The organism is Pseudomonas gingeri (assembly GCF_013386115.1).
GTDB lineage: Bacteria > Pseudomonadota > Gammaproteobacteria > Pseudomonadales > Pseudomonadaceae > Aquipseudomonas > Aquipseudomonas gingeri.
The window spans coordinates 503410-525430 of sequence record NZ_JACAOR010000001.1 but is presented as its reverse complement, the minus strand read 5'-3'; the positions used below and the strand labels follow the sequence as shown (position 1 = coordinate 525430).

Genomic DNA, 22021 nt, shown 5'->3' with positions numbered 1-22021 from the left:
ATTGGTTGAGGGATCTGCCATGCCTGCTGGAGCCATATTTATATCATTTGATGCTGTTGCGGTATCCGGTATTACAGTCGAAGCCTTGAAACTCGCCAAAACCCTGCTGCGTAACGAAGTGACTTCCTATCTTGATCTTGGTTATGACATCAAGATCGACAAAGGCAACTTCAATAAGCCATACGATTATGAAAAAGGCATCTACCAGGATATCTTCACCCTGGTTCGTGTCGACGCCATCGATAGCGTTCCCCATTACACGGTCGATTTCATAGAACACTCCCACGCCGTGCTGATCGGACAAAAGACCGCGGCTTCCCCGGAGGAAAAACAACGCCTGCTGAGCGCCATTCGCGAGTCGTCACAGGTGCTGGCCCGACGGATTGTCGAGCTCTGGGAGAAGCTGGATATCCGTTATGTGATCGTTGAAAACGCCACCCTCCCGGAAAACATCATCTACACCCAGGCCCTGTACCTGGCCATCGAGGCCTATGGCGACAAGCACGACATGGGCAGTTTTGTCATCTGGCGCGATCATGACCTGATGTGGAGCAGCGAAAAGACCGTGATGAAATACGGTCCGGAGCCTTATCCTCACGCCATCAAGCCGGTGCAGTCGCGCTATATCAGCTACGTCACCCTCAACAACCACCTCAAGCGCAAGCTCGAGGCATGGTGTGACCATGAGGTCGAAGTCCAGGTGCGCAAGAACACCTACGACTTCAGCGGCCAGGGCCGCTACACCAACATCAAGGAGAGCCTGGATATCCGCGACAGCGATATCCTGATTGCCCGCACCACCCGCATCATTCCGCAAAAGCGCCAGGACCGGGACATCTACCTGGTTTACCGGCTGAACCAGTTGTTTGCGCAAAACGGCAGCCGCCGGAAAGTCTATCTCGCGGTGGCGGGCGATCCCGACGAGCACCCCGACTACTTTGCAGCCTTGAATGCAATGGTTCAGGAGTTGCAAATCGAGCCGTTTATCAAGTTTGTCGGTTCGTTGTCCCATGACTATATGCCGTCGAATGACAACACCACGACCATTGAAGACCTGTATTACTCCTGTGACCTGGTTTCCTTTCTCACTTCCTGGGGTTACGACAGTTACGGAAATCCGGTAGGGGAAGCGATCAGCAGCCAGCGCTGCTATATCGCCAGCAACTATGAATATTATCAGGAGGTGTACGGCCAGCATGGATTTGAAGCGCCGATCATGGCGATCTCGGAAGATCGCGATGATTTGCCCGATGACGACTTCATCAATGACGTCTACCGACTGTTAAACAACAAGGCACTGATGGAACAAGTGGCTCGAAAAAACTTTTCCATTGGCCAACGGGTGCTCTCCAACAATGTAATGGGCATGCTTGACTTGAGTTCTTCCGGAGGAATTATGCGTGATGCCGTTTTTGTTTCGGTGGTACTGCCGCTGTATAACGAAAGTGACCGTATCGACAGTGTGCTGGACTCCCTGTTCAATCAGAAAACACAGGGTGAGCTGATTACCCATTCCACCTACGAGCTGATTATTGTCGATAACAATTCGACAGATGACTCCGTGGAAAAGATCAATCGTTTCAAGGCCGACAATCCGTCCCTGGATATCCACGTTATCCAGGAACGCATCCAGGGCGTTTCGTCCGCCAGGAAGCGCGGCATGGATTACGCCTCCGTACGCTCGAAACAACGCGATATCCGCCTGGGTGTCGAAAGCAGGCACTACATCGCTTCCGCCGATGCCGACTGCACCGTCGACCCGTATTGGCTGCACGCCCTGATTACCCGGATGCTGGAGGAAAACGGCGACCTGGGCACCTGCAATTACTATTACAACGAAGCCTCCTTCGACAAACGCCCGAACCTGCTCAACGAAATCCAGAAGACCCTGCGCTGTCGCGAGGTGTCGTTTTCACTGTTTGGCGGTTTCCCGGACGGCAAGGGCTTTGCCGTCGAGCGCACGCTCTACGACAGGGTCGGCGGCATCGAGATTTTCTACCAGCTGGACAATGACCGCTTTGTCGAGCACCTCTCCGACGACTGGGATTTCGGCATCCGGGTGATCGCCTGGGGTGGCAAGCCGGTCTACGCCCACGAATCGCGGATCGAGATCAACAGCCGGCGGGTGGATACCATCCTCGACGAAGTGATCACCGGCAACGCCTACGGCCAGGACGGGATCATCATCATGAAGGATGTGCGTCCGGACGTGGAGGAACAGATCCCGACGCTGCGCGACACCACGCCCGAGCAGTCACGGCAGGCCTGGGAGTACTCGATCAAGGACTACGTGCCCAAGAACATCGTGCTGCCGGCACTGCTCAACCCGCAGATCCTCATGGAAAATCCGGCGGTCCGCGAGTTCTTCGGCGGTCCGGTGGCGGATCGCATGTACCAGCGCATCCATGAGATCAAGCATCAGTCGCGGGTGATCGACTTCAAGCCGATCCACGCCTACAAGACCCCGTCCTATCGCCTGTATTTCGAATTCCGCGAGGAAATCTTCAGTGCCCTGCGGCGCGCCGTTGGCGAGGACATCGGCTTCCCGCCGCCCTTGCCGAAGTGCTTCGACACGGTCAAGCCCGAGGATTTCGAGCGCTTTGTCTACTACTTCGCCGAGGACCGCGAGTCCGGTGCCGCCCACAACTACTTTGCCAATGGAGGGGTATTCTGATGAACAACGAAGCCTTGGGTTCACTCAACGATATCGACCCGAACTATCCGGTACCACGGGTCTACGACTTCCTCGCGCGCCCGGACAACAGCGCCTTCCTGGACTATGTGTTCAACGATCCGTTCGGCTGCCATGTGTTTCCCGGCGATATCGCCGATTATCCGCTGCCGTCCTTTTTCGCCGACATGGACCGTGAAATCGCCGAGGCCAGGCAGATCCACCTGTGGGCCTATATTCCCACCTGTCGCTACCGCTGCCACTTCTGCCAGTACCCGACGGTGATCCTCAATCCCAAGGCCGCCTCGTCCCAGGTGGTGTTCCGCGAACTGGTGGACTACAACATCAAGGAAGCCACGATGTGGCTGCAGAAAGTCCCCAGCCTGGCCCAGGCCGAGGTCGGCGAATTCAATATCTTCGGCGGCACGCCGTCGCTGCTGCCGGAGCCGGAACTGCGCCGCCTGATGGCGTTCTATCACAGCCACTTCAATTTCTCGGCGGCCACCATGCGCTTCGAAGGGGAGCCGGGCACCCTCAACAAACCCTACTTGCACCTGTTGAAGGAACTGGGTTTCACCAAGATCAGCTTCGGCACCCAGTCCTTCAATGACCGCATCATCTCGGCCTGCGGGCGCATGCATTCGGCCGACGAGTGCGAGGAAACCATCCATCACGCCCGGGAAATCGGCCTCGACTGGGTCAGCGTCGACCTGATCTACGGCATGCTCGGCCAGACTGTCGACGATGTGAAATACGACATGGAAAAGACCCTGGAGCTGGAGCTTTCCCATGTGGTCATCGCCAAGCTGCACATGGAAGAGTTCATGAAAAGCCGCACCGGGGTTTCCGGGGAGAAACAGAGCCATTGGCAGCGCAAGGGCCTGATCAGTATCAACGACATGACCTTCCCCGGGCTGGGCAAGCAGTACCAGATGCGCGAACTGGTCGAGCAGTACCTGTCGGCCGGCTACGGCGAACATCCGACCATGTACTTCCACCAGAACCATCGCCAGCCGGAGAAATGGAAGGGGCTGATCACCGACCTCGACAAACAGTACCCGGAGGTCGCGATCGGCCTCGGCGGCAGCTCGAAATGCACCCGCGCCGAAGCCATCAATATCACCGGCTACAACAAATACAAGCAGGCCCTCGACGAGGACCGCCTGCCCATCGACGCCAGCCGTGGCGTCTCGCCGCTGCAGCGGGAAGTCAACGCGTTCAAGATGGCGCTGTCGACGCTGGTCCCGGTGGATGACCAGGTGTTCCGCCAGCGTTTCGAGGGCCGCAGCCTGTTCGAGAACCCGATCATCAGCCTCACGCTCGACACCCTGGTGGAGAAAGGGCTGGTCACCGTCGACGGCGAGCGGGTCAGCCTGACGCCCAACGGCGTGACGCTGGTCGAAGCCGTGATCAATACCCAGTTCGTCACGCCGCAAGCCTGAGGAGGGCCACCGATGGAACAGCAAGCCACTTCATCCGCGCCGGTCTTCAGCCTGTACTACATCGCGATCGATACCGAAGCCGGGGTAACGGCGCAGCAGTTCGAAACCTTCGTGCGTCACAAAGGCGTGCACATTCCCAGCTATCCGGGCTGGAGCTGGACCCTGTTGCGCGGCTTGCGGGGCGAGCGGGCAGGGCAGTACCTGATGCTCTTCGAGATCGCCAGCGCCGAGCAGCGCGATCGCTACCAGGCCGCGGACGGCAACAAGACCGAACTGGCCCGGCAATTCTGGCGCGAGCATCCCGAGGCGGCGGACATCCTTGGCGAATGGAAGCGCTACGGCACCTTCAGTGAACTGCCGACCCTGTACACCGACTACCGGCTGCTGGCGCAGAACAGCAAGAGCACCGTGCCCCATGGCCCGCGTTACCAGGAGCGGGAGGGCGGGGAGCCGGTGGCGCGGGTGATCGGCATCCACAATCTCGCGCTACGCCCGGATGTCCGCGCCGAAACCTTCGAGACATTCATTGCCCGCAACCACCATCGCATCGAGGATTACCCCGACTGGAAATTCCACCTGCTCAAGGGCGAGCGCGGCAATCGCCTGGACCAGTACGTGGTGATGATGGAGATCGCCAGCCTGGCGGCGCTCGATGTGTTCTACCCGGAACCGGATATCGCCACCGATGAGGCGGCGAAATTCGCCCGGGCCCACCGCGACACCAAGCAGATGTACGAGGAATGGAAGCAGCTGGCCTCGTTCTCCGGCTCGCCGCAGATCTACACCGACTATCTGTCGGTGGCGCAAAGCCAGAGGTGACCGGCCTGTGAATACCCATGTACTGCAACCGCAGCGCGTTGCGAACCTGCGTCAGCAACAGGCCACGCGCGGCATCTTTTTCGTGGCCGGGCTGGGCATGGCGTCCTGGGCGCCGCTGATTCCATTCGTCAAATCCCGCCTGGACATCGATGACGGCACCCTGGGCCTGCTGCTGTTCTGCATTGCCGCGGGCTCGATGCTGGTGATGCCGTTTGCCGGCCGGGCCATCGCCAGGCTCGGTTGTCGCACGCTGATCCTGGCCTGCGCGGCCGTGTTCTGCCTGATCCTGCCGTTCATGATGTACGCCACGTCCGCCGTGGCGATTGGCGGCGCCTTGCTGGTCTTTGGCGCGGTGAATGGCCTGCTGGACGTGTCGATGAACGCCCAGGCGGTGATTGTCGAGCGCGACAGCGGGCAGGCGCGAATGTCGGGGTTTCACGGTTTCTACAGCATCGGCAGTGTCGCCGGGGCAGGGGGCGTCAGCCTGTTGTTATGGGCGGGGCTTGGGCCGTTGCAGGCGATTTCGCTGGTCGCGGTGCTGATCGCGCTGGTGGTGACGCAGGCTTCGGCTCATCTGCTGGCCAGGCGCCCCCAGGAAAGCGCCGAGTCCGGCGGCCCGCTGCAGGCGCTCGCGCATCCCGCAATCCTGTTGATTGCGCTGCTGTGCTTTTTCATCTTCATGGTCGAGGGCGCGATGCTGGACTGGTCGGCCGTGTTCCTGCACACCGAACGCAGCATGGAAAAGAGTCATGCCGGTTTTGGCTACACCCTTTACTCCATCGCCGTCGCACTGGGTCGCTTGTACGGCGACCGCCTGGTCAACGCCTGCGGTCGCCAGCGCATGCTGATGCTCGGCAGCGCGTGCGCGGCGGCCGGGTTGCTGCTGATCGTCCTGGTCGACCTGCCGGGCATCGCCCTTGCCGGATTCATCCTGACCGGTATCGGCCTGTCCAATATCGTCCCGATCCTGTTCACCGCAGCCGGTAACCGGCCCGAGGTGCCATCGAGCTTCGCGCTGTCGGCAGTCACCCTGGTCGGCTACACGGGCCTGTTGAGCGGCCCGGCGCTGATCGGCTTTGTCGCCCACCACTCGAGCCTGAGCACGGCGTTCAGCGCGGCGGTGGTGATCATGCTGCTGGTCTGTTGCAGCGCCCGGCGCCTTACCCGCTAAGGCCCTGACGGGGTCGGCCCCACGGCCAGCCCCCTTTGTTCCGTCCCGACGTTATCATTCAATGGAGTGCTTATGAGTCAATTATCCGGTCCGGTTTTCAGCCTGCACTACATCGGCCTGAACCTGAAGAAAGGCGTCACGGCCGCACACTTCGAAAACTTCGTACGCGAACGCGGCGTGGGCATCCCGGCCTATCCGGGTTGGCGCTGGACCTTGCTCAAAGGCTTGCGCGGCGAGAGGGAAAACCAATACCTGATGCTGTTCGAAGCGCCCAGCGCGCAGCAGTACGCCCACTACATCGACCGCAACGGCGACCAGACCGCCCATGCACGGGACTTCTGGCAGGAACATCCGCAGGTGCAGGCCCTGATTGCCGAGTGGAAAACCTTTTCCACCTTCGCCGAGCTGCCGACCATTTTCTCCACCTATTCACTGCTGGCCGAGAATACCAACAGCTCGCTGGCGGAAGGTCCGAACTACCAGGCCGGCGCGGGCCGCAACCCCGTGGCGCGCGTGGTGGGCATCCACAACCTGGCCCTGCGTTCCGGCGTGAGCGCGCAAACCTTCGAGGACTTCATCACCCGCAATATCCATCGCGTGGAAGATTATCCGGGCTGGAAGTTTCATATGCTCAAGGGGCAGGGCGGCAACCGTCTCGACCAGTATGCGGTGATGCTGGAAATCGAAAGCCTGGAGTCGCTGAACTCCTTCCACCCCGAACTGGATGTGTCGACGGACAAGGCCCTGACATTTGTCCGCGAGCACCCGGAGAGCGAGCGCATGTACGAGGAGTGGCGGCAGTTGGCGTCTTTCTCCGGAGCGCCGCAGGTCTATACCGATTACATTACTATCGCCGGCAGTGGCAGCTGACCCAAGCGTGTGGCCACATCCGCCAAGCCCTGGATGTGGCCTTGTCGAAAACGCTGGCATCGAATTTTCTGGAGCAGCGTTTGAAAAACAGATTGGAAGGCTTGCGTATTTTTGTGGTCGCGGCGGATTCGGCCAACTTTCGCGAGGCCGCGACAAAGCTGGGGGTATCGCCCCAGGTGGTCACCCGGGTCATTCGCGAGTTCGAGGACGAGTTGGGCGAACTGCTGTTTCATCGCAGCACGCGCGGTGTTCAACTCAGTACCTTTGGCGTGCAGTTGGTCGAGCGTGCGCGAATGGCGGTGAGCGGGGTGGATGCCTTGTATCACCGTTCGGATCTGCAGGCCGCTTCCGATCACCACGGAGTGGTGCGCCTGGCGGCCCCCGGCTCCCTGGGCCGCCAGTTCGTGGTCGATGCACTGGCCCCGCTGCTGCGCGAACATCCCGGCCTGGTCCTTGATTTGCGGCTGTCCGACGTGATCGCCGACGTGGTCGAGGAACAGATCGATGTGGGTATTCGCATAGGTCCGATGCGCGATAGCCGCTTTGTCGCGCGCGAAGTGGCCAAGGCCTTTCTGTATGTGGTCGGCTCCCCCGAACTGGTGTCTCGCGTCGGCTTGCCGAAGGCGGTCGACGACCTCCAGCACAAACCGCTCACCCTGATGATCGACGGCAATACCGGACGCCCGTGGCCCTGGAAGTTCAGCGAAAACCGCCAGTTCATTGCCCCGGCGCCGGCGTTTATCACCAACGATCCGGAAAGCGAATGCCAGGCCGTGCTCTCGGGACTGGGCTTTGGCCAGATCGCCGGCCACCTGGCATTGCCTCATATCCGCGCCGGGCGGCTGGTCACGGCCCTGGAGTCCGCCGCACCGAAGCCGATCAGCCTGTATGTCTACCGCTCGCAGCAATCTCCGGTTCCGGCCAGGGTCAGGCTGGTCTACAACAGGCTCCTTGAGGCTCTGGGGACCGAAGCTGATCTGATGTAGGGGCCGCGACGGCATTCCTGAAAGTGGAATTCTCAACTCGGGAGGCGTTCATTGTTACCCCTGGGCGGCGATTCCATACTCGTTGACGTCGATAACTGACGTTCAACCCAAGGAATATCCATGCCTTCCGTACTCATGATTCTTTCCAGCGCAACCACCTGGAGCCAGTTGAATGGCCTCCAGCGTCCCACCGGTTTCTGGGGCGAGGAATTCATCACGCCTCATCGCCTGCTCAGCGCGGCCGGGGCCAACATCAGCCTCGCCACGCCGGGCGGTGCCCCAGCCGTGGTGGACGAGCTGAGTCTCTCCCTCGACGTGAACGGCGGTGATGCGGCCAAGGTCGCCGAACTGACGGACTATCTGCACAGGCACGCCCAGCTTCTGCGTGCGCCGAAACGCCTGGAAGACATCGACCTTGCCGACTACGATGCCATTCTCGTGCCTGGCGGCCACGGTCCCATGCAGGACCTGGCAGTGAATGAAGCGGCCGGTCGCCTGCTGACCGCGGCACTTGCCGATCCGCGCAAGGTTGTCGGGGCGCTGTGCCATGGCTGCGCGGCATTCCTGGCCGCCGGCGACGCCCGGTCCTGGCCATTCAAGGGGCGCAAGCTCACCGGCTTCAGCAATACCGAGGAAACCCAGACCGGCCTGGCCGCCAATGCTCCCTGGCTGCTGGAAGATCGCCTGGTAGCCGCCGGCGCACAGTACCAGGCCGGCGCCCCCTGGACTTCCTACGTTGTCGTCGATGGCAACCTGATCACCGGCCAGAACCCGGCCTCGGCGCAAGGCACGACCCAGGCCTTCCTGGAAGAGATTGCCAAGCGCCGGTAATCATCGGCTACCCATGCGGTTGCACCTGTACCGACAACAGCGGGTCCTCCCCGCTGTTGTCGCGCTTGAGCCATTCGGCGGGTGGCGCGCCGACCACGCTGACAAAGGTCCTGGAGAACGAGGCTTGCGAGCTGTAGCCGACCGACGCGGCGATCACCTTGATCTGTACCCCTTCGCGCAACAGCTCCTGGGCGACCTTCATCCGCCAGGCAGTGACATAACCCATTGGCGAGACGCCCATGATCCGGGTGAAGCACGCCGAGAATTTCGACCGCGACATATTCGCCAGCGCCGCCAGTTGCCCGACGGTCCAGGGCGCTTCGGGTTCCTGGTGAATCCGATTGAACACCGCGCCAAGACGCCCATCCTGCAAGGCATAGAGCAAGCCGCTGGAAATCTTCTGCTCCTTGACCGCTCGCCGCACCAACAACACGAAAATGAATTCGAGCAACAGATTGAGGGCCTTGGTCCTGCCAGGGGCCTGCTCCTCGAATTCGCCGAGCAGCGTAGCGATCACCGGAGCCAGGTTTTCCAGGCTGCTGATGGGAAATACCAGCGTTTCCTTGAGCCCGAGCGGGAAGGGCTGCAACGAATTGCGCCCGAACCGGAACGAGGCGCAGATCAACTCCGCCCCTTGCGCCGAGCTTGAGCGCAACTGGTAACGGCAACTGCTCGGACAGAACAGCACGCTGGGCTCGGTAATCGATAGCTTCGGCAGCCCGGGCTGCACCAGGTCGATATGGCCCTTGCTGATGACATGGATAAACGCCATGCCCGGCGGCTTGTCGAGCACCAGGGTGCCGTCCACCTGTCCGGAAAAGAACAGCCGGCCCTGGAGATGCGTGCGCTCGAAGAACTCGGAGAGGATATCCATGATGGAGACGACCGGGTAAAGACTCTGCACGTCCTGGCAAAAGCCCGGGCATGCGCGGCCATAGGATGAAGTTCTCGCCGTTGGCAGACAATCACCCTAACGGGTGCCACGGCGCGACGAGTAAATCCCTATAGTCGAACGGAGTCCAGCGCCATGAACAACCCTTCACCCCAGAGCACCTCACCGTATGCCGACCCGACCGACCCGGCCTTGCCCGATCCCGGCATGCGGCTCGACCTTCGCCGCGCGGCCCTGGTGGTCATCGATCCACAGATCGATTTCCTCAGCCCCGAAGGCGTCAGCTGGCCGGTGTTCGGCAAGAGCATTGTCGAGCACGACACCGTCAAGCATATCGGCCAGTTGTTCGGCGCGGCCAAGGCTGCCGGCATCACCGTTGCCGTATCCCCGCACTATTACTATCCGTGCGACCACGACTGGCATTTCGGCGGGCCGCTGGAAAAGGTCATGCACAGCATCGGCATGTTCGACCGCAAGGGACCGCTGACACTCGACGGCTTCGAGAACTCCGGTGCCGACTTCATGCCCGAGTACAAGCCCTACATTCTCGACGGCAAGACCCTTATCGCCTCACCGCATAAAGTCTACGGCCCGGAAACCAACGACCTGGCACTGCAACTGCGCAAGCATGGCGTCTCGCAGGTCATCCTGGCCGGCATGGCGGCGAACCTGTGCGTTGAATCGCACCTGCGGGAACTGCTCGAACTCGGTTTCGAAGTGGCCGTGGTCCGTGACGCCACCGCCGGACCGACCACACCGGAAGGCGATGGCTACCTGGCGGCATTGATCAACTACCGCTATATCGCCAATGCCCTGTGGAGCACGGAGCAGGCGCTTGGGTATCTGCGGGGAAGCCGTTTGGATTGAGGAAGGCGAAACGGTGGGTTCGACGCCATCAGCCCGTCATCTGACAGGATGCTGCGCGGCATTGCATACGCTCAGAAAGGCACTGCCCATCGCCGTCATTCGCACATCGCTGTAGGCCAACTGCTGAGTTCCCACATGGGCTACGGCTTGCGCGTAGTCGAAGCTGATCAACTGTTCCAGCGTATCGACTTCGGCGGGTTCCCTGATCTCGTTTTTGCCCTGGGCGATTTCATTCAGGAGACTGCAGAAAGCGGTGTCTTGTTTGCTCACGGTCAAGCCTCTTCCCGGTTGTATTACGCTGAGCCACGCCTGCGCGCCGGCTTCCCTGGAGAGAGGTTAGACAGGCTCCCGCGAACGTGCCAGCGGCCCCCTGGAAAGCATCACTCCTGGTGATAGCGCCCGATAACGCCGCCCTCGGCCTGACGGGTATAGGCTGAGCCTCCAATGACCGTCCATTGATGAGCACGCTATGCCACTGATTGCGTATGAAGATCTTCAGGCTCAAGACATCCCCACCTGCCTCGGTCGCTTGCGGGTACGCAGTGCCGGGCAGGGCGAGGCGATCGTGTTCTGGTCCAGCCTGCTGATGAGCGGCCGTATGTGGATGGCCCAGGTGCACCACTTCAGCCAGAGCCATCGGGTCATCCTGATCGACCCGCCGGGCCACGGTGACAGTGAAAAGCTGACGCGGGCCTTCACCTTCGCGGAATGCGCGCAGAGCGTTGTCCAGGTGCTCGACGGCCTGGGCATCGCGAAAGCCCATTTCGTCGGCAACTCGTGGGGTGGCATGATCGGAGGCACGCTTGCGGCAATGCACCCCGGCAGAGTCGGTGCCGTTATATTGATGAACTGCACCGCATCAGCGGCGGGCTGGCGGCATCGCCTGGAGTTTCCGTTGCTGGCTCGGGTGATCCGGCTGCTGGGCGGATTTCGCGGCGTCATGGTCGGCGTTGCAACGCGGGCGTTTGTCGGCCCTACCAGTGAGAAGCAACGGCCGCAGGTCATCAGCCAGATCCACCAGGCATTGAGTCAATGCGATGTCGACTCGATCGCCTGGGCAGTCGCCAGCGTGGTTCCCGATCGACCGGATCAGCGCACACTCATGGCAGCCGTCACATCGCCGGTTCTGGTGGTGGCGGGGAGAGAAGATCGTACATTCGCCGTCAGCGAAACCCGAGCCATGGCACAAGCCATTCCGGGCGCTGAATTTGTCGTGATTGAACGAACCGCGCACCTGGCGGCGCTGGAGAATCCGACCGAGGTCAATCCGCTGATCGATCGATTCCTGAAGGGCGCCAAACTGGCGGCAGGGATGCCCGGCTGACGAACAGGAAGCGGACCGGCGATAGCGCAGCCGTGTCCGCCGGGTGCAATGCTTTAGACGACTTCGTCGATCAGCGAGGTTTTTTTCGGGGTTTCCACTACCGGTGGAGTCACCGGATTCTTCAATTGGTCCCGCAGCTTTTGCAGTGCTTCTTTCTGGGCATCGGTCAAAGGTGGCGGCGGGGTGCTGGAAGGGGGGAGCGTAATCGGCGACCGATTGCCGTCAGTGTTCAGGATGGGCAGGGGGCTGTTGGTGATTTGCATGTCACTGCTTCCATGAGTGAGGGTTGAATCCAGGCTATCGACTGTTTTCCGACGAGCTTTAGAGCTTATGCTCCAATCCGTTGAAAACAGCGCCCAATCAACTGAGCACCGTGCGGACCTCACGCAGGATTTCTTCGGCCAGCTCCGGATCGTCTACCGCGCGGGCCAGGATGATGGCCCCCACCATGCTGGAAACCTGGTGAATGGCCTGGCGACGGGCATGGCGCTTTTTCGCCTTGGCGAAGGGCAGCGTCATACTCTCGAGAACACGCTTGATATGGCGAGTGAAGGTAGGACGAACCAACGGCTCTTTGGCAATTTCCGATCCCAGAGCGGCCATCAGGCAACCATTGCCCATGTCGTCGCGATGCGCCTCGCTCAGATACTCCTGGATGTAATGCTGCATCAGCTCAGTCGACTCTTGCGCTGCTTGCAGCGGGGCAAGGGTTCTGGCTGAGGCGTCACACAAACTCTTCGCGATCAGGTCGTCCTTTGACTCGAAGTGGTTATAGAACGCGCCATGGGTCAGCCCCGTGGCCTTCATGATTTCACTGAGGCTGACACCAGAAAACCCCCGTTCGCGAAACAGGATCGATGCCTGCTGCAAAATCCTCCGGTGCTTTTCTGCTGTTTCTTCAGCGGGGTAGCGCATGGTGGTCCCGTAGATCCAATAAAGACTGAAGGGAAGAGTGTACCCATCGGGATGAGTCAGCGGAAGCATGACGACCATCATGCCAGAGTCCATGAGCGTGTCGGGCTGGAACAGCCGGATGGCCGTCCCAGCCCGATTTCCGGTGTCGGTGTCAGCTCAACACATCACGATGTTCCGCGATGAATTCAGCAGGGGTCTGCAGGGGACCACCGATGATCTGCGTGCCGATGTCATTCAGGCCTTCCAGACGTTTCTCCTGCTGGTCGACTTTCACTGCGGTGAAGTGGGTCACGTAGGCCGGATCGGCGTCCAGGCCCAGGGTTTTGACAAACTCTTGCGGTGAAACCTGCTGGAAACGCACCTCTTTACCCAGGGTGTCCGCCAGGACGCCGGCCAGCTCCTTATGGCTGTACTCGATGGGCCCGTTCAGCACGTAGGCCTTGTTCGCATGAGGCTCGGGATTGGTCAGGACGCCGGCAATGATTTTGGCGATATCGCGGGTGGCGATAGGCGCAAAGCGGCTGTCCGCGTCGAACGGGGTCAGGTACACGCCGGCGCGGATCAGTGGCGCAATGTAGAGCATCCACTGGGCAAAAAACGTGACACGCAGGTGGGTGGTCGGCACGCCGGACCAACTGAAGACCTGCTCCGACAGCCAGTGATTGAGGGTCGTCTGGCTGCGGGCATCAGGGCGCGATTGCTTGTGGGACATGTTGGCGATGATCTTCACGCCTTCTTCCTTCGCGGCTTGGGCGAAGATGGCAGCCGCTTCCACCAGGCCATTGCCCAGGGGGTAGACGAAGTAGGCACCGTCGACACCTTTCATGGCCGGGCGCAGGTCCTTCAGTTTCAGCGCATCGCCAACAAAGATGGTTGCACCCAGATCCCTCAGTTTCTGCGAGCGCTCATCTTCACGATGAACAAAGGCATTCACGCGATGGCCGTTTTCAAGCAGATATTTGACCGTGGGAGCACCGGTGGCGCCAGTGGCACCTGTTACCAGATAGGTGTTCATGAATTTCTCCTGAAGCATCAGACAAAAAGGGGGGGCGGAAATCTGTCAACGCATCCATGATGGCCATCATGTTATGTAGCGATGAAGCATGACGATCATAATGCTTCGAGACAAAGCATGATGGTCATCATGTTTGATGTCAATCCCTCGATGCGAACAGTCCTGAGTCAGGCCCAACTGCACAGGGTTGACTACCAGCCTACTAGAAGGTAGGTTTGCTGAATGAACAATCGATCCAGCACCTATCATGAAATCCTCCACTGCGCCCGGACGCTGATCATTACCGGCGGCTACAGTGGTTTCAGCTACGCGGACATCTCCGAATCCGTGGGAATCCGCAAGGCCAGCATCCACCATCATTTCGCCACGAAAGTGGACCTGGTCCTCGCGCTGGTGGCGCAGTATCGCGAAGAGGCCGAAGCCGGCATCGCCGCGCTGGAACGGCATTTCCCCAATCCCGTGGACCAGTTGCGTGCCTATAACGATTATTGGCTGGGCTGCATCGACGATGCGGCGAAGGGCTTTTGCGTGTGCGCCTTGCTGGCAAGCCAGATGCCGGTCCTGCCCCAGGAAGTGGCACTGGCGGTGAGGGCTCATTTTCGCTCGCTTTCTGCCTGGCTGACGTCCGTCATGGAGCGCGGAGCCAAGCAGGGCACCCTGGCGCTGTCCTGCGACGCCCGCGCCGAAGCCGAGACCTTCATGGCCACGGTGCATGGCGCCATGCTGTCCGCTCGTGCCTATGGCGATCCCAAGATGTTCGGGGCAATCACCCGGCCCCTTATCGAAAGGCTAGTCATCACGCAGTAAAGAGGAGGGCGCCGGGCACCGCCCGTTCGTCCACTGACGGCTTGCAAAACAACCTACCAACTAGTAGGTTGTTTTAGATGGAGAGGCACAGCGACCAACAGGCCGGCGTCTCCGAACCGACTGTTCCATGATGAGAGCCGTACGCGGCAAAAATTTTTCACCGAAAAACCTACCAACTAGTTGGTAGTCAACTTAAGCAACGGATTTCGCCATCAGCGCGGTCCGAGTATTCAGAAGGAGTCAATGTCCCATGCCTCATCCCATTTCTGTCCTGGGCGCCTGCCATACCGCCATCAGCCTGGTGCCATTGGTCGCAGGGCTCTACAGCTATGTCCGCTACCAGAAAATCGACCCCTCCACCCGCTCCGCCAAGGTGTACCTCATCGGCCTGGCCGTGTCGGTAGTGACATCGTTCGGCCTATCCAGCACCGGCGGTTTCAATGCCGGCCATGCCCTGGGCATCCTGGCGCTGCTGGCGATATCCGGTGCCCTGGTGATTCCACGGATACGCCTGCTGGGACGTGCGCGGCCCTATCTGTCGCAGTTTGGGTTCACGTTCAGTTTCTTTCTGCTGCTGGTCCCGGGGATCAATGAGACGCTGACCCGCTTGCCTGCCGCTCACCCGCTGGCGGATGGCCCTCAATCCCCCCTGGTGCAGGGCGCATTGGCGGCGTGGCTGGGCATTTTTGTCGTGGGTGCCGCGCTGCAGTTCTGGTGGATTCGTTCCCAGCGCGGGAAGATGCAGGCGGCCTGAGGTGGGCGAGGGCGGCGGTGTTCGTCACACCGCCGCAGTTTCACGCGCCTGTTGGGGGGCGGTGAGCCGATGGCTGGATATTGGGCCCCAAGGCCCATGTAATTTTTGAAATCTCCTCCGCCAGGGTATTAGGCAGTTCCACCCAATCGAAGGCGTCCCGCAAGCCGGGTGGGTTTTGCTGACTCCGCCCAAGAGAGTCGTCAGAAAGTAATTGCCTGGCAGGCCCTGGACTCAGAAACGGAAAGCCTGTCGACCAATCAGCTTCCACTCACCGTGCTGTTTTTTCCAGATCTGGAAGTTTTCGATTTCGGTGGGCACCAGCACGCCGCTGTTGATGGCCTGAGCCGAGAAATGGTTGCGCACCAGGGCCACGTCACCATTCATGGTGATGGTCTGGTTGAGCATCTTCAGTTCCTTGAAACCGCTTCTGCCGGTCTCGATGTCGGCGATAAATTCCTGCTTATCCTGGATCTTTCCGCTGGAGTGTCCATAGGTCAGCTTGTCATCCGCCAGCGCTTGCAGCTTGGGAATGTCCTTGTGCCACATGGCCTGGGTCAACTGGTCCACGGCTGCCGCCACATCTTTTTCGCCTGGCGCCGACGCGGCCGCCGCGTAACCGCTCAAGAGACACAAAAAACCAATAACCAGCTTGACGTTCTTCATCATGTTTCCTTGTTGTTGTGGGTGTTCGGATAGGAGGAAGGGCTGGACACCGAAGTGTCGTAGGTTGTCGTACAACGATTTGGCGATTATCAAAACATCCTCCGACCCTTGTCAACACTCGGAAATGCAAAAGCTGCCGGCCTGTAAAGGCGATTCAGAGTCTTCAGGAGATTGATCCGAGGGCCGGACGAGGACCGCATTTTTTGTCGGCCATCACAAATGCAGCCTCTTTTGATTTGTTGTACGATGACGTATAAGTAATGATTCCAAACCCAAAAATAATAAAGTGACGCCATGAATCTGAACGAACCCATCAACGCGCAACGCGTCAGCCAGACCGTCGGCAGATACCGCTGGACCATCTGCGCCCTGTTGTTCTTTGCCACCACCATCAATTACCTCGACCGCCAGGTGCTGAGCCTGCTGGCACCGGACCTGTCCAGGCAATTCGGCTGGAGCAATACCGACTACGCCAATATCGCCGCTGTCTTCCAGTTCGTGTACGCGATTTCCATGCTGTTCGCCGGTCGTGTGGTCGACAAGATCGGCTCCAAGGCAGGTTTCATCGTGGCGATTTGCATCTGGTCGAGCGGGGCGGTGATGCATGCCGTTTCCGTACCGGTGGGCGAGGGGATCGCCGCTATCTGTACCGCGTTCGGTGTGGCCGCCATCCCGGTCTCGATCGCCGGCTTCATGCTGGCGCGCGCTGTACTGGCGATCGGCGAGTCGGGCAATTTCCCGACCGCGATCAAGGTCACCGCCGAATACTTCCCGAAGAAAGAGCGCTCCCTGGCCACCGGGATCTTCAACTCCGGCGCCAATATCGGCGCGATCCTGGCGCCGATCTGCGTGCCCTTGATCGCCGGCCTGTGGGGTTGGGAAGCCGCCTTTATCGTGATCGGCATGCTGGGCTTCATCTGGATGGCCTTCTGGATCGCGCTGTACAAGAAACCGGAGCTGCAAAAACGCCTGTCCGCAGAGGAGCTGAGCTACATCCGCATGGATCAGGAGGTGCCGGTGGTTGCCAGCGCACAACCATCGGCGCCCGTCGGCAAGGTCTCGTGGTTCCAGTTGCTGAAGTACCGCCAGACCTGGGCCTTCGCCTTTGGCAAATTCATGACCGATGGCGTGTGGTGGTTTTTCCTGTTCTGGCTGCCGACCTATCTGTCGGAGCAATACGGCATGAAGGGCGCGGCCATTGTGATGCCGTTGACGGTGCTGTACAGCATGACCATGGTGGGCAGTATTGGCGGTGGCTGGTTCCCCAGCTATTTCATGGCACGGGGCGATGCGCCTTATGACGGGAGGATGAAAGCCATGCTGGTGATCGCGCTCTTTCCGCTGGTGGTGCTGCTGGCGCAGCCGTTCGGCCACATCAGTTTCTGGGTGCCGGTGGTGCTGATCGGCATCGGCGCCTCGGCGCATCAGGCCTGGTCGGCGAATATCTTCACCACTGTCTCGGACATGTTTCCGAAAAAAGCCGTTGGCTCCGTGGTTGGCATCGGCGGCATGGCGGGTGGCTTTGGCGGGGTCGTGCTGACCAAGATCGGCGGCTGGGTGTTCGACCACTACAAGCTGGTTGGCGATATCCGCACCGGCTACATGATCATGTTTGCCGCCTGCGCACTGGCCTACCTGGTGGCCTGGAGCGTGATGAAGACACTGGTGCCGCGGCACAAGGAAATCACCGACTTGTAGGTGACCGCCTCATCCCTCGGGCAGCAGGCGGACCCGCGATAAAGAAGCGCTGCCCGCCTGCCGCAAAGGCGGGCGGGCCTGAACCGGTCACGCCTGCAATTGGCATACGCGGCGGCAGCGAGCTACAGTGGCATTTCCTGGCTAGCGTGGTATGCCCTGCCTGATGGAAGCGGGTATTACAGACATGGAGGTGCGTATTGCAAGTGCAAGCTGAGCGGCTGGAAATCCTCGTCGTGGATGACCAGGAGGAAAACCTGGCGGAGATGCAGGAGCTGCTGGAAGAGCTCGACCGGATAGTGCACTGCGCCGACTCCGGGGCCAAGGCGCTGGCGTGCATGACCACCGGCAAAATCGGCCTGGTGCTGATGGATGTGCAGATGCCCGGCATGGATGGCTTCGCGGTCGCACGCAGAATGCGTGACGATCCCACTACCCGATTCACGCCGATCATCTTCATCTCGGGCCTGCGCCAGACCGATGATGTGCTCAACCAGGGTTACGCCGCCGGCGCCGTGGACTTCATGACCAAGCCGGTGCACCCGACGATGCTGCTGCACAAGGCTCGGGTGCTGCTCGAACACGATCACTACCGGCGCGGGCTGTTGCAGACCACGCAACAACTGGAACAGGAGCGCTCTTTCAACGCGTCGATCCTGAACAATACCGCCGAAGGCATCCTGGTGGTGGGCAGCGATGGCCGCATCCGTTTTGCCAATCCGGCGATCACCCGCATGCTCGGTTGTTCCGAGAGTGAACTGCAGGGCAGCGAGTTGATCGCCTGGGTTGAATCGCCCCATGAGGACACCTGGCAAGACTCGGTATGGCTGGAGTACTTTCACAGTGGCGAAACCCTTCGCCTGCATGACGCCAACCTGCGCAACCGCGAAGGCCAGACGATCCCGGTGGCCTTGTCCTGCTCGCCACTGCTTGAAGAGCAGGACGCCATGACGCTGCTGGCCCTGGACATGTCATCGGTGCGCGAGCTGCATCGCCAGCTCGAAATCATGACGATCACCGATGCCCTGACCGGGCTGCTCAACCGTAGGGGATTCCTGCAGGCGCTGCAGGCCGCCATCGCCCGCAACCAGCGCACCGGCAGGATGAGCGCGTTGCTGTACCTGGACCTGGACGGCTTCAAGCAGATCAACGACAAGTTCGGCCATGACCGCGGCGATGAGGCCCTGCGCTGGGTCAGCGGCCAGTTGAAAGGGTGCCTGAGGCCTTACGACCGACTGGCCAGGATTGGCGGCGATGAGTTCACCATCATTATCGAAGGCATCGACAGCCCGGATGACGCGGCCGCGGTGGCCGACAAGTTGATAGCGCAGGTGGGTGCCGACCATGAGAACTTCCTCCTGGGAGCCAGTATCGGCATCGCCTGCTTGCCCACCAGTGGGACGACGGTGGAAGAGCTGATGCGTGCGGCTGATGGGGCGATGTATGAGGCCAAGCATCGCGGGAAGGGGCAGTATCGGTTTGCGGCGGGTCAGCAGGGTGTTGCCGCAGGTCGTAATTGACTAAACCTTGGTGGTGCCGCGCAGTCACTCTTGCAAGGAGAGCGACAAGAACAACGCTGCAGTTCTGGTGGATTCGTTCCCAGCGCGGCAAGGAGCAGTCGGACTGAGGAGGGTGAGGGTGCCCATGTTCGGCGCTCACTGCGCCGGGTCTGAAGCGGACTTGTTTTCCTCCGCAACCAGTGCCTCGATGCTGTAATCCTTCAATGGAATAACCTTGGGCCGACCATTTTCATAAATGGCCAGCCTGGTGCCTGAAGCCGTTATCAGAAAACCCGACGCGATCACTTTTTCCCCCTCCTTGACCACATAACAATGCATTTTCGCCTGTTCTGAGAGGTCGCATCCCTTGGAAAATATCTCCCGTTCACGCTTCAGGGTTTGATCGGCACCGTAATTGCCGATGATCGCGGGCAAGATAATGATAGGAAGGATGATGAGCGGTATCAGCATCAATACCGTCGTGACTGCCGTGGAAAGCACAACAAGGCCACTGGTAAGGGCCACATAACGGTTCCGAGTATATCGCTCGACCGCCAACTGTACCCGAGTACTGGACTGGAGTTTTTTGATGATCACCAGCTCAAGACTGAACCCCAGGATAATGCCAATGATAGTGAGCCAGACCCACGGATTGCGCACGAACCCGCCCCAACTCCTGAGCGTCTCGATCAGAGCCACATAGGCATAAACGAAATAGTCCCGGGCTTCAACCTCGAACAGTCCAGGAGGCACGTTCAGGCCACGCAGGTAATCCTGCCAGTAAATCAGCCCGGTGACGTAGGGCGCCGCATAGCCGATGAAGCCAAGAAAAGGCAACGCGAGTACCCAGGGAAATCGCGCAGCGGTTTTGGCGGCAAAGACAGGTGCAGTTGCGTCGATCTTTTCTTCAGCGCTCATTGGAGTCCTTTCGCTACGATCCATGGATTCATGGGTGTTCCTTGGCAGTGGAGCAATCATATTCGAGCATGGCTGCCGAGTTAAATGGCTTTTTGACATCACTCGCTCGTACGGTCACAGTTCGGTTGCACCGACTGCATTCCCATGCCTATCATTCACTGTCGTTGCAAATTCAACGACCGGGCTTGGTCGCCCGATCACCTCAATGCGCACAAGCGCCACCATCCGAATGCGGGCGTTTTTTTTCGCCCCGAATTTCGTGTTATGGCGGCTGTGCGCGGGACACCTTCGGGTGTGCTGGGAGTCATTGAGGCCCGGTCGACCAACCTGCGTACAGCTGCCACCCCCTTTGCTTGGTCGCAGAACGTGGCAGCTCCAGACCTCAATGGAGTTTCACATGACCTACCAGCCTCTTACCCCGACCTGCACCAATCACCATATCCTGCTGATCAACTCCCGTGCGTCCGTGCTGGATCTGCATGCCTACGGCAGTGAGCGACTGCGGGCAGGCAAGGACATGATCGACAGCTTGTCCTGCATGAACCTGAGCAAGATTGATGACGAAGACCTGACCCACTTTATCCAGGGCGCAGCACTGTTGCTGCGTGATGGGTACGATATTTGGAAGGTGATTGAAGTTAGGGCGTTGGAGGCGGATCGGGAGGGGTATTCGTCGGTTGATGTCGCCTGAAAAGAGCCGTTTGGGGGAGGGGAGAGTATGTTTTCAACAGAAATCGCGGTTATCCCAATTGAGTGGGCGATGCCAGATGTTCATAGGCAGCTCATGAGGTCGAGATTACCGGCTCAGTGTTCCGAAATGAACGCAATTGTTCATAGATTGATGTTCATGGACCTAGGCTCTGTATGAAAACCTTTGAAATTCTGCCAACACCCCAGCCTGCTTGAGTTTCCGTAGAGTTCTGGCCTTTTCAGCGCAGGACTCTGCCATGCCCAAACAGCGATACGAAATTTCCGACGTCGACTGGGAGTTAGTCGCGGATCTCTTCAACACACCCCGCCGCACGGGGCGCCCACGAGCCGATGATCGAGTGATGCTCAATGGCGTGTTCTGGGTGCTTTGCTCCGGCGCGACCTGGCGAGACATGCCCGAGCGATACGGCCCTTGGTCCACGGTTTATCAGCGATTTCGGGATTGGCGGAATCAGGGCATCTTCAACAAGATGCTCAAGCGGATGCACGTCAAACTCAACTCGCAGGGGCTGATCGATCTGGACACGTGGTGTATCGACTCGACAGCAGTCAAAGCTACGTGGGCCGCCTCTGGAGCAGGCAAAAAAGGGGGGCGCAAGAGCCGGCGGATCACGCACTTGGAAGAAGTCGGGCAGGGTTAACGACGAAAATTCATATGGTCTGCGACGCCCGAGGTGTGCCACTGCATTTCACTCTATCTGGCGGACAAGCTAGCGATATCTCTCATGCGCAACCATTGCTCGATGGTGTCCAGGTCCCCACCGGCTGGGGTAGACCTCGCAAGCGATGCCGCAAGCTCGTGGCAGACCTGCGGCGATACTGCGATCGCTATCGCATGCAGCCAGTCATTCCTTATCGAGTCATGAAGCGGAAACCGAAGCCCGGCTTACCGCGGTTATTCGACAAACTCAAGTATCGAGAGCGGAACGTCATTGAGCGTCTGTTTGGCTGGCTGAAGGAGCACCGCCGCCTGGCGACCCGTTACTGCAAGCTTGCAACAAGTTATGCAGCGATGGTCACATTGGCCTGCTGGCGGCGGTGTTTACGACACCTCATTTCGTACAGAACCTAGGCCACAGGGCCGTATTCAAAAAATCAGGAAGCCCCTGGCATGAAGCCAGGAATGTAGAAATCAGCGCAGGTCATGGACAGCACTGCAACGTGTGTAGTG

The 22021-nt window shown here is 59.7% G+C and carries 22 protein-coding genes; 15 read left to right on the top strand and 7 right to left on the bottom strand.

Going from position 1 to position 22021, the window contains the following annotated elements:
- The first annotated feature begins 85 nt into the window (after positions 1-85).
- The 7 genes from HX881_RS02300 (at position 86) to HX881_RS02270 (ending at position 8790) form a co-directional block, all read left to right on the top strand.
- Positions 86-2674, top strand: a complete 2589-nt coding sequence (locus tag HX881_RS02300) for a glycosyltransferase (RefSeq protein WP_246356429.1) — start codon at positions 86-88, stop codon at positions 2672-2674.
- Positions 2674-4113, top strand: a complete 1440-nt coding sequence (locus HX881_RS02295; RefSeq protein WP_177082506.1) for a radical SAM protein — start codon at positions 2674-2676, stop codon at positions 4111-4113. The genes HX881_RS02300 and HX881_RS02295 overlap by 1 nt, the downstream gene beginning before the upstream one ends.
- Before the next feature lie 12 nt (positions 4114-4125).
- Positions 4126-4932 carry a hypothetical protein gene (locus HX881_RS02290; RefSeq protein WP_177082504.1) on the top strand — a complete coding sequence of 269 codons (807 nt, stop codon included), beginning with the start codon at positions 4126-4128 and terminating at the stop codon, positions 4930-4932.
- Between the two features lie 7 nt (positions 4933-4939).
- The gene (locus HX881_RS02285; protein WP_177082502.1) at positions 4940-6103 is read left to right on the top strand and encodes an MFS transporter; all 1164 of its coding nucleotides are present in this window, start codon (positions 4940-4942) and stop codon (positions 6101-6103) included.
- A gap of 72 nt (positions 6104-6175) precedes the next feature.
- On the top strand, positions 6176-6973 hold the full coding sequence (locus HX881_RS02280) for a hypothetical protein (protein WP_177082500.1): 798 nt from the start codon (positions 6176-6178) through the stop codon (positions 6971-6973).
- A gap of 80 nt (positions 6974-7053) precedes the next feature.
- Positions 7054-7959 carry a LysR family transcriptional regulator gene (locus HX881_RS02275; RefSeq protein ID WP_177082498.1) on the top strand — a complete coding sequence of 302 codons (906 nt, stop codon included), beginning with the start codon at positions 7054-7056 and terminating at the stop codon, positions 7957-7959.
- Positions 7960-8079: 120 nt separating this feature from the next.
- Entirely contained in the window at positions 8080-8790 is a 711-nt protein-coding gene (locus HX881_RS02270) for a type 1 glutamine amidotransferase domain-containing protein (protein ID WP_177082496.1), read from the top strand.
- A gap of 7 nt (positions 8791-8797) precedes the next feature.
- Here the strand turns inward: HX881_RS02270 and HX881_RS02265 are convergent, their stop codons facing one another.
- Entirely contained in the window at positions 8798-9664 is an 867-nt protein-coding gene (locus tag HX881_RS02265; RefSeq protein WP_177082495.1) for an AraC family transcriptional regulator, read from the bottom strand.
- A gap of 153 nt (positions 9665-9817) precedes the next feature.
- Between HX881_RS02265 and HX881_RS02260 the strand changes: the two genes are divergently transcribed.
- Positions 9818-10549 carry a cysteine hydrolase family protein gene (locus HX881_RS02260; RefSeq protein ID WP_177082493.1) on the top strand — a complete coding sequence of 244 codons (732 nt, stop codon included), beginning with the start codon at positions 9818-9820 and terminating at the stop codon, positions 10547-10549.
- Positions 10550-10585: 36 nt separating this feature from the next.
- On the opposite strand, the gene HX881_RS02255 is transcribed toward HX881_RS02260, so the two are convergent.
- Entirely contained in the window at positions 10586-10819 is a 234-nt protein-coding gene (locus tag HX881_RS02255) for a hypothetical protein (RefSeq protein WP_146049187.1), read from the bottom strand.
- A gap of 199 nt (positions 10820-11018) precedes the next feature.
- Between HX881_RS02255 and HX881_RS02250 the strand changes: the two genes are divergently transcribed.
- The gene (locus tag HX881_RS02250) at positions 11019-11873 is read left to right on the top strand and encodes an alpha/beta fold hydrolase (RefSeq protein WP_177082491.1); all 855 of its coding nucleotides are present in this window, start codon (positions 11019-11021) and stop codon (positions 11871-11873) included.
- A 53-nt stretch (positions 11874-11926) separates the two neighbouring features.
- On the opposite strand, the gene HX881_RS02245 is transcribed toward HX881_RS02250, so the two are convergent.
- The 3 genes from HX881_RS02245 to HX881_RS02235 form a co-directional block, all read right to left on the bottom strand.
- A complete protein-coding gene (locus HX881_RS02245) occupies positions 11927-12136 on the bottom strand; it encodes a hypothetical protein (RefSeq protein WP_017128363.1) in 210 nt (69 codons plus the stop codon).
- 97 nt (positions 12137-12233) lie between these two features.
- A complete protein-coding gene (locus tag HX881_RS02240) occupies positions 12234-12869 on the bottom strand; it encodes a TetR/AcrR family transcriptional regulator (protein WP_246356428.1) in 636 nt (211 codons plus the stop codon).
- Between the two features lie 70 nt (positions 12870-12939).
- A complete protein-coding gene (locus tag HX881_RS02235; protein WP_177082489.1) occupies positions 12940-13803 on the bottom strand; it encodes an NmrA family NAD(P)-binding protein in 864 nt (287 codons plus the stop codon).
- A 222-nt stretch (positions 13804-14025) separates the two neighbouring features.
- On the opposite strand from HX881_RS02235, the gene HX881_RS02230 reads away from it, so the two are divergent.
- Both HX881_RS02230 and HX881_RS02225 read left to right on the top strand, forming a co-directional pair.
- The gene (locus HX881_RS02230) at positions 14026-14610 is read left to right on the top strand and encodes a TetR/AcrR family transcriptional regulator (protein ID WP_017128360.1); all 585 of its coding nucleotides are present in this window, start codon (positions 14026-14028) and stop codon (positions 14608-14610) included.
- 250 nt (positions 14611-14860) lie between these two features.
- Complete coding sequence (locus tag HX881_RS02225) at positions 14861-15364, top strand: hypothetical protein (protein WP_177082487.1); 504 nt, start codon at positions 14861-14863, stop codon at positions 15362-15364.
- Positions 15365-15595: 231 nt separating this feature from the next.
- On the opposite strand, the gene HX881_RS02220 is transcribed toward HX881_RS02225, so the two are convergent.
- Positions 15596-16027, bottom strand: coding sequence for a nuclear transport factor 2 family protein (locus tag HX881_RS02220; RefSeq protein ID WP_017128358.1), 432 nt, complete (start codon positions 16025-16027; stop codon positions 15596-15598).
- Between the two features lie 294 nt (positions 16028-16321).
- Between HX881_RS02220 and HX881_RS02215 the strand changes: the two genes are divergently transcribed.
- Together HX881_RS02215 and HX881_RS02210 are read left to right on the top strand one after the other, a co-directional pair.
- On the top strand, positions 16322-17725 hold the full coding sequence (locus HX881_RS02215; protein WP_177082485.1) for an MFS transporter: 1404 nt from the start codon (positions 16322-16324) through the stop codon (positions 17723-17725).
- Positions 17726-17928: 203 nt separating this feature from the next.
- Complete coding sequence (locus HX881_RS02210; protein WP_343054677.1) at positions 17929-19242, top strand: diguanylate cyclase domain-containing protein; 1314 nt, start codon at positions 17929-17931, stop codon at positions 19240-19242.
- A gap of 135 nt (positions 19243-19377) precedes the next feature.
- On the opposite strand, the gene HX881_RS02205 is transcribed toward HX881_RS02210, so the two are convergent.
- Entirely contained in the window at positions 19378-20139 is a 762-nt protein-coding gene (locus HX881_RS02205) for a hypothetical protein (RefSeq protein WP_177082477.1), read from the bottom strand.
- Between the two features lie 397 nt (positions 20140-20536).
- Here HX881_RS02205 and HX881_RS02200 point away from each other — a divergent pair, with 397 nt between their 5' ends.
- Together HX881_RS02200 and HX881_RS02195 are read left to right on the top strand one after the other, a co-directional pair.
- Entirely contained in the window at positions 20537-20830 is a 294-nt protein-coding gene (locus HX881_RS02200) for a hypothetical protein (protein ID WP_177082475.1), read from the top strand.
- 256 nt (positions 20831-21086) lie between these two features.
- A protein-coding gene (locus tag HX881_RS02195) for an IS5 family transposase (protein WP_425503433.1) occupies positions 21087-21922 on the top strand; the annotation gives its coding sequence in 2 pieces (ribosomal slippage) (positions 21087-21431 and positions 21434-21922; 834 coding nt in all).
- Positions 21923-22021: the final 99 nt, after the last annotated feature.

What these genes read in the sequence shown, in the direction of transcription:
- HX881_RS02235 (WP_177082489.1), bottom strand. Translation starts at nt 13,803, where the DNA reads ATGAACACCTATCTGGTAACAGGTGCCACTGGCGCCACCGGTGCTCCC.
- HX881_RS02230 (WP_017128360.1), top strand. Translation starts at nt 14,026, where the DNA reads ATGAACAATCGATCCAGCACCTATCATGAAATCCTCCACTGCGCCCGG.
- HX881_RS02250 (WP_177082491.1), top strand. Translation starts at nt 11,019, where the DNA reads ATGCCACTGATTGCGTATGAAGATCTTCAGGCTCAAGACATCCCCACC.
- HX881_RS02270 (WP_177082496.1), top strand. Translation starts at nt 8,080, where the DNA reads ATGCCTTCCGTACTCATGATTCTTTCCAGCGCAACCACCTGGAGCCAG.
- HX881_RS02220 (WP_017128358.1), bottom strand. Translation starts at nt 16,027, where the DNA reads ATGAAGAACGTCAAGCTGGTTATTGGTTTTTTGTGTCTCTTGAGCGGT.
- HX881_RS02265 (WP_177082495.1), bottom strand. Translation starts at nt 9,664, where the DNA reads ATGGATATCCTCTCCGAGTTCTTCGAGCGCACGCATCTCCAGGGCCGG.
- HX881_RS02290 (WP_177082504.1), top strand. Translation starts at nt 4,126, where the DNA reads ATGGAACAGCAAGCCACTTCATCCGCGCCGGTCTTCAGCCTGTACTAC.
- HX881_RS02240 (WP_246356428.1), bottom strand. Translation starts at nt 12,869, where the DNA reads ATGATGGTCGTCATGCTTCCGCTGACTCATCCCGATGGGTACACTCTT.
- HX881_RS02245 (WP_017128363.1), bottom strand. Translation starts at nt 12,136, where the DNA reads ATGCAAATCACCAACAGCCCCCTGCCCATCCTGAACACTGACGGCAAT.
- HX881_RS02205 (WP_177082477.1), bottom strand. Translation starts at nt 20,139, where the DNA reads ATGAGCGCTGAAGAAAAGATCGACGCAACTGCACCTGTCTTTGCCGCC.
- HX881_RS02295 (WP_177082506.1), top strand. Translation starts at nt 2,674, where the DNA reads ATGAACAACGAAGCCTTGGGTTCACTCAACGATATCGACCCGAACTAT.
- HX881_RS02260 (WP_177082493.1), top strand. Translation starts at nt 9,818, where the DNA reads ATGAACAACCCTTCACCCCAGAGCACCTCACCGTATGCCGACCCGACC.
- HX881_RS02215 (WP_177082485.1), top strand. Translation starts at nt 16,322, where the DNA reads ATGAATCTGAACGAACCCATCAACGCGCAACGCGTCAGCCAGACCGTC.
- HX881_RS02225 (WP_177082487.1), top strand. Translation starts at nt 14,861, where the DNA reads ATGCCTCATCCCATTTCTGTCCTGGGCGCCTGCCATACCGCCATCAGC.
- HX881_RS02200 (WP_177082475.1), top strand. Translation starts at nt 20,537, where the DNA reads ATGACCTACCAGCCTCTTACCCCGACCTGCACCAATCACCATATCCTG.
- HX881_RS02280 (WP_177082500.1), top strand. Translation starts at nt 6,176, where the DNA reads ATGAGTCAATTATCCGGTCCGGTTTTCAGCCTGCACTACATCGGCCTG.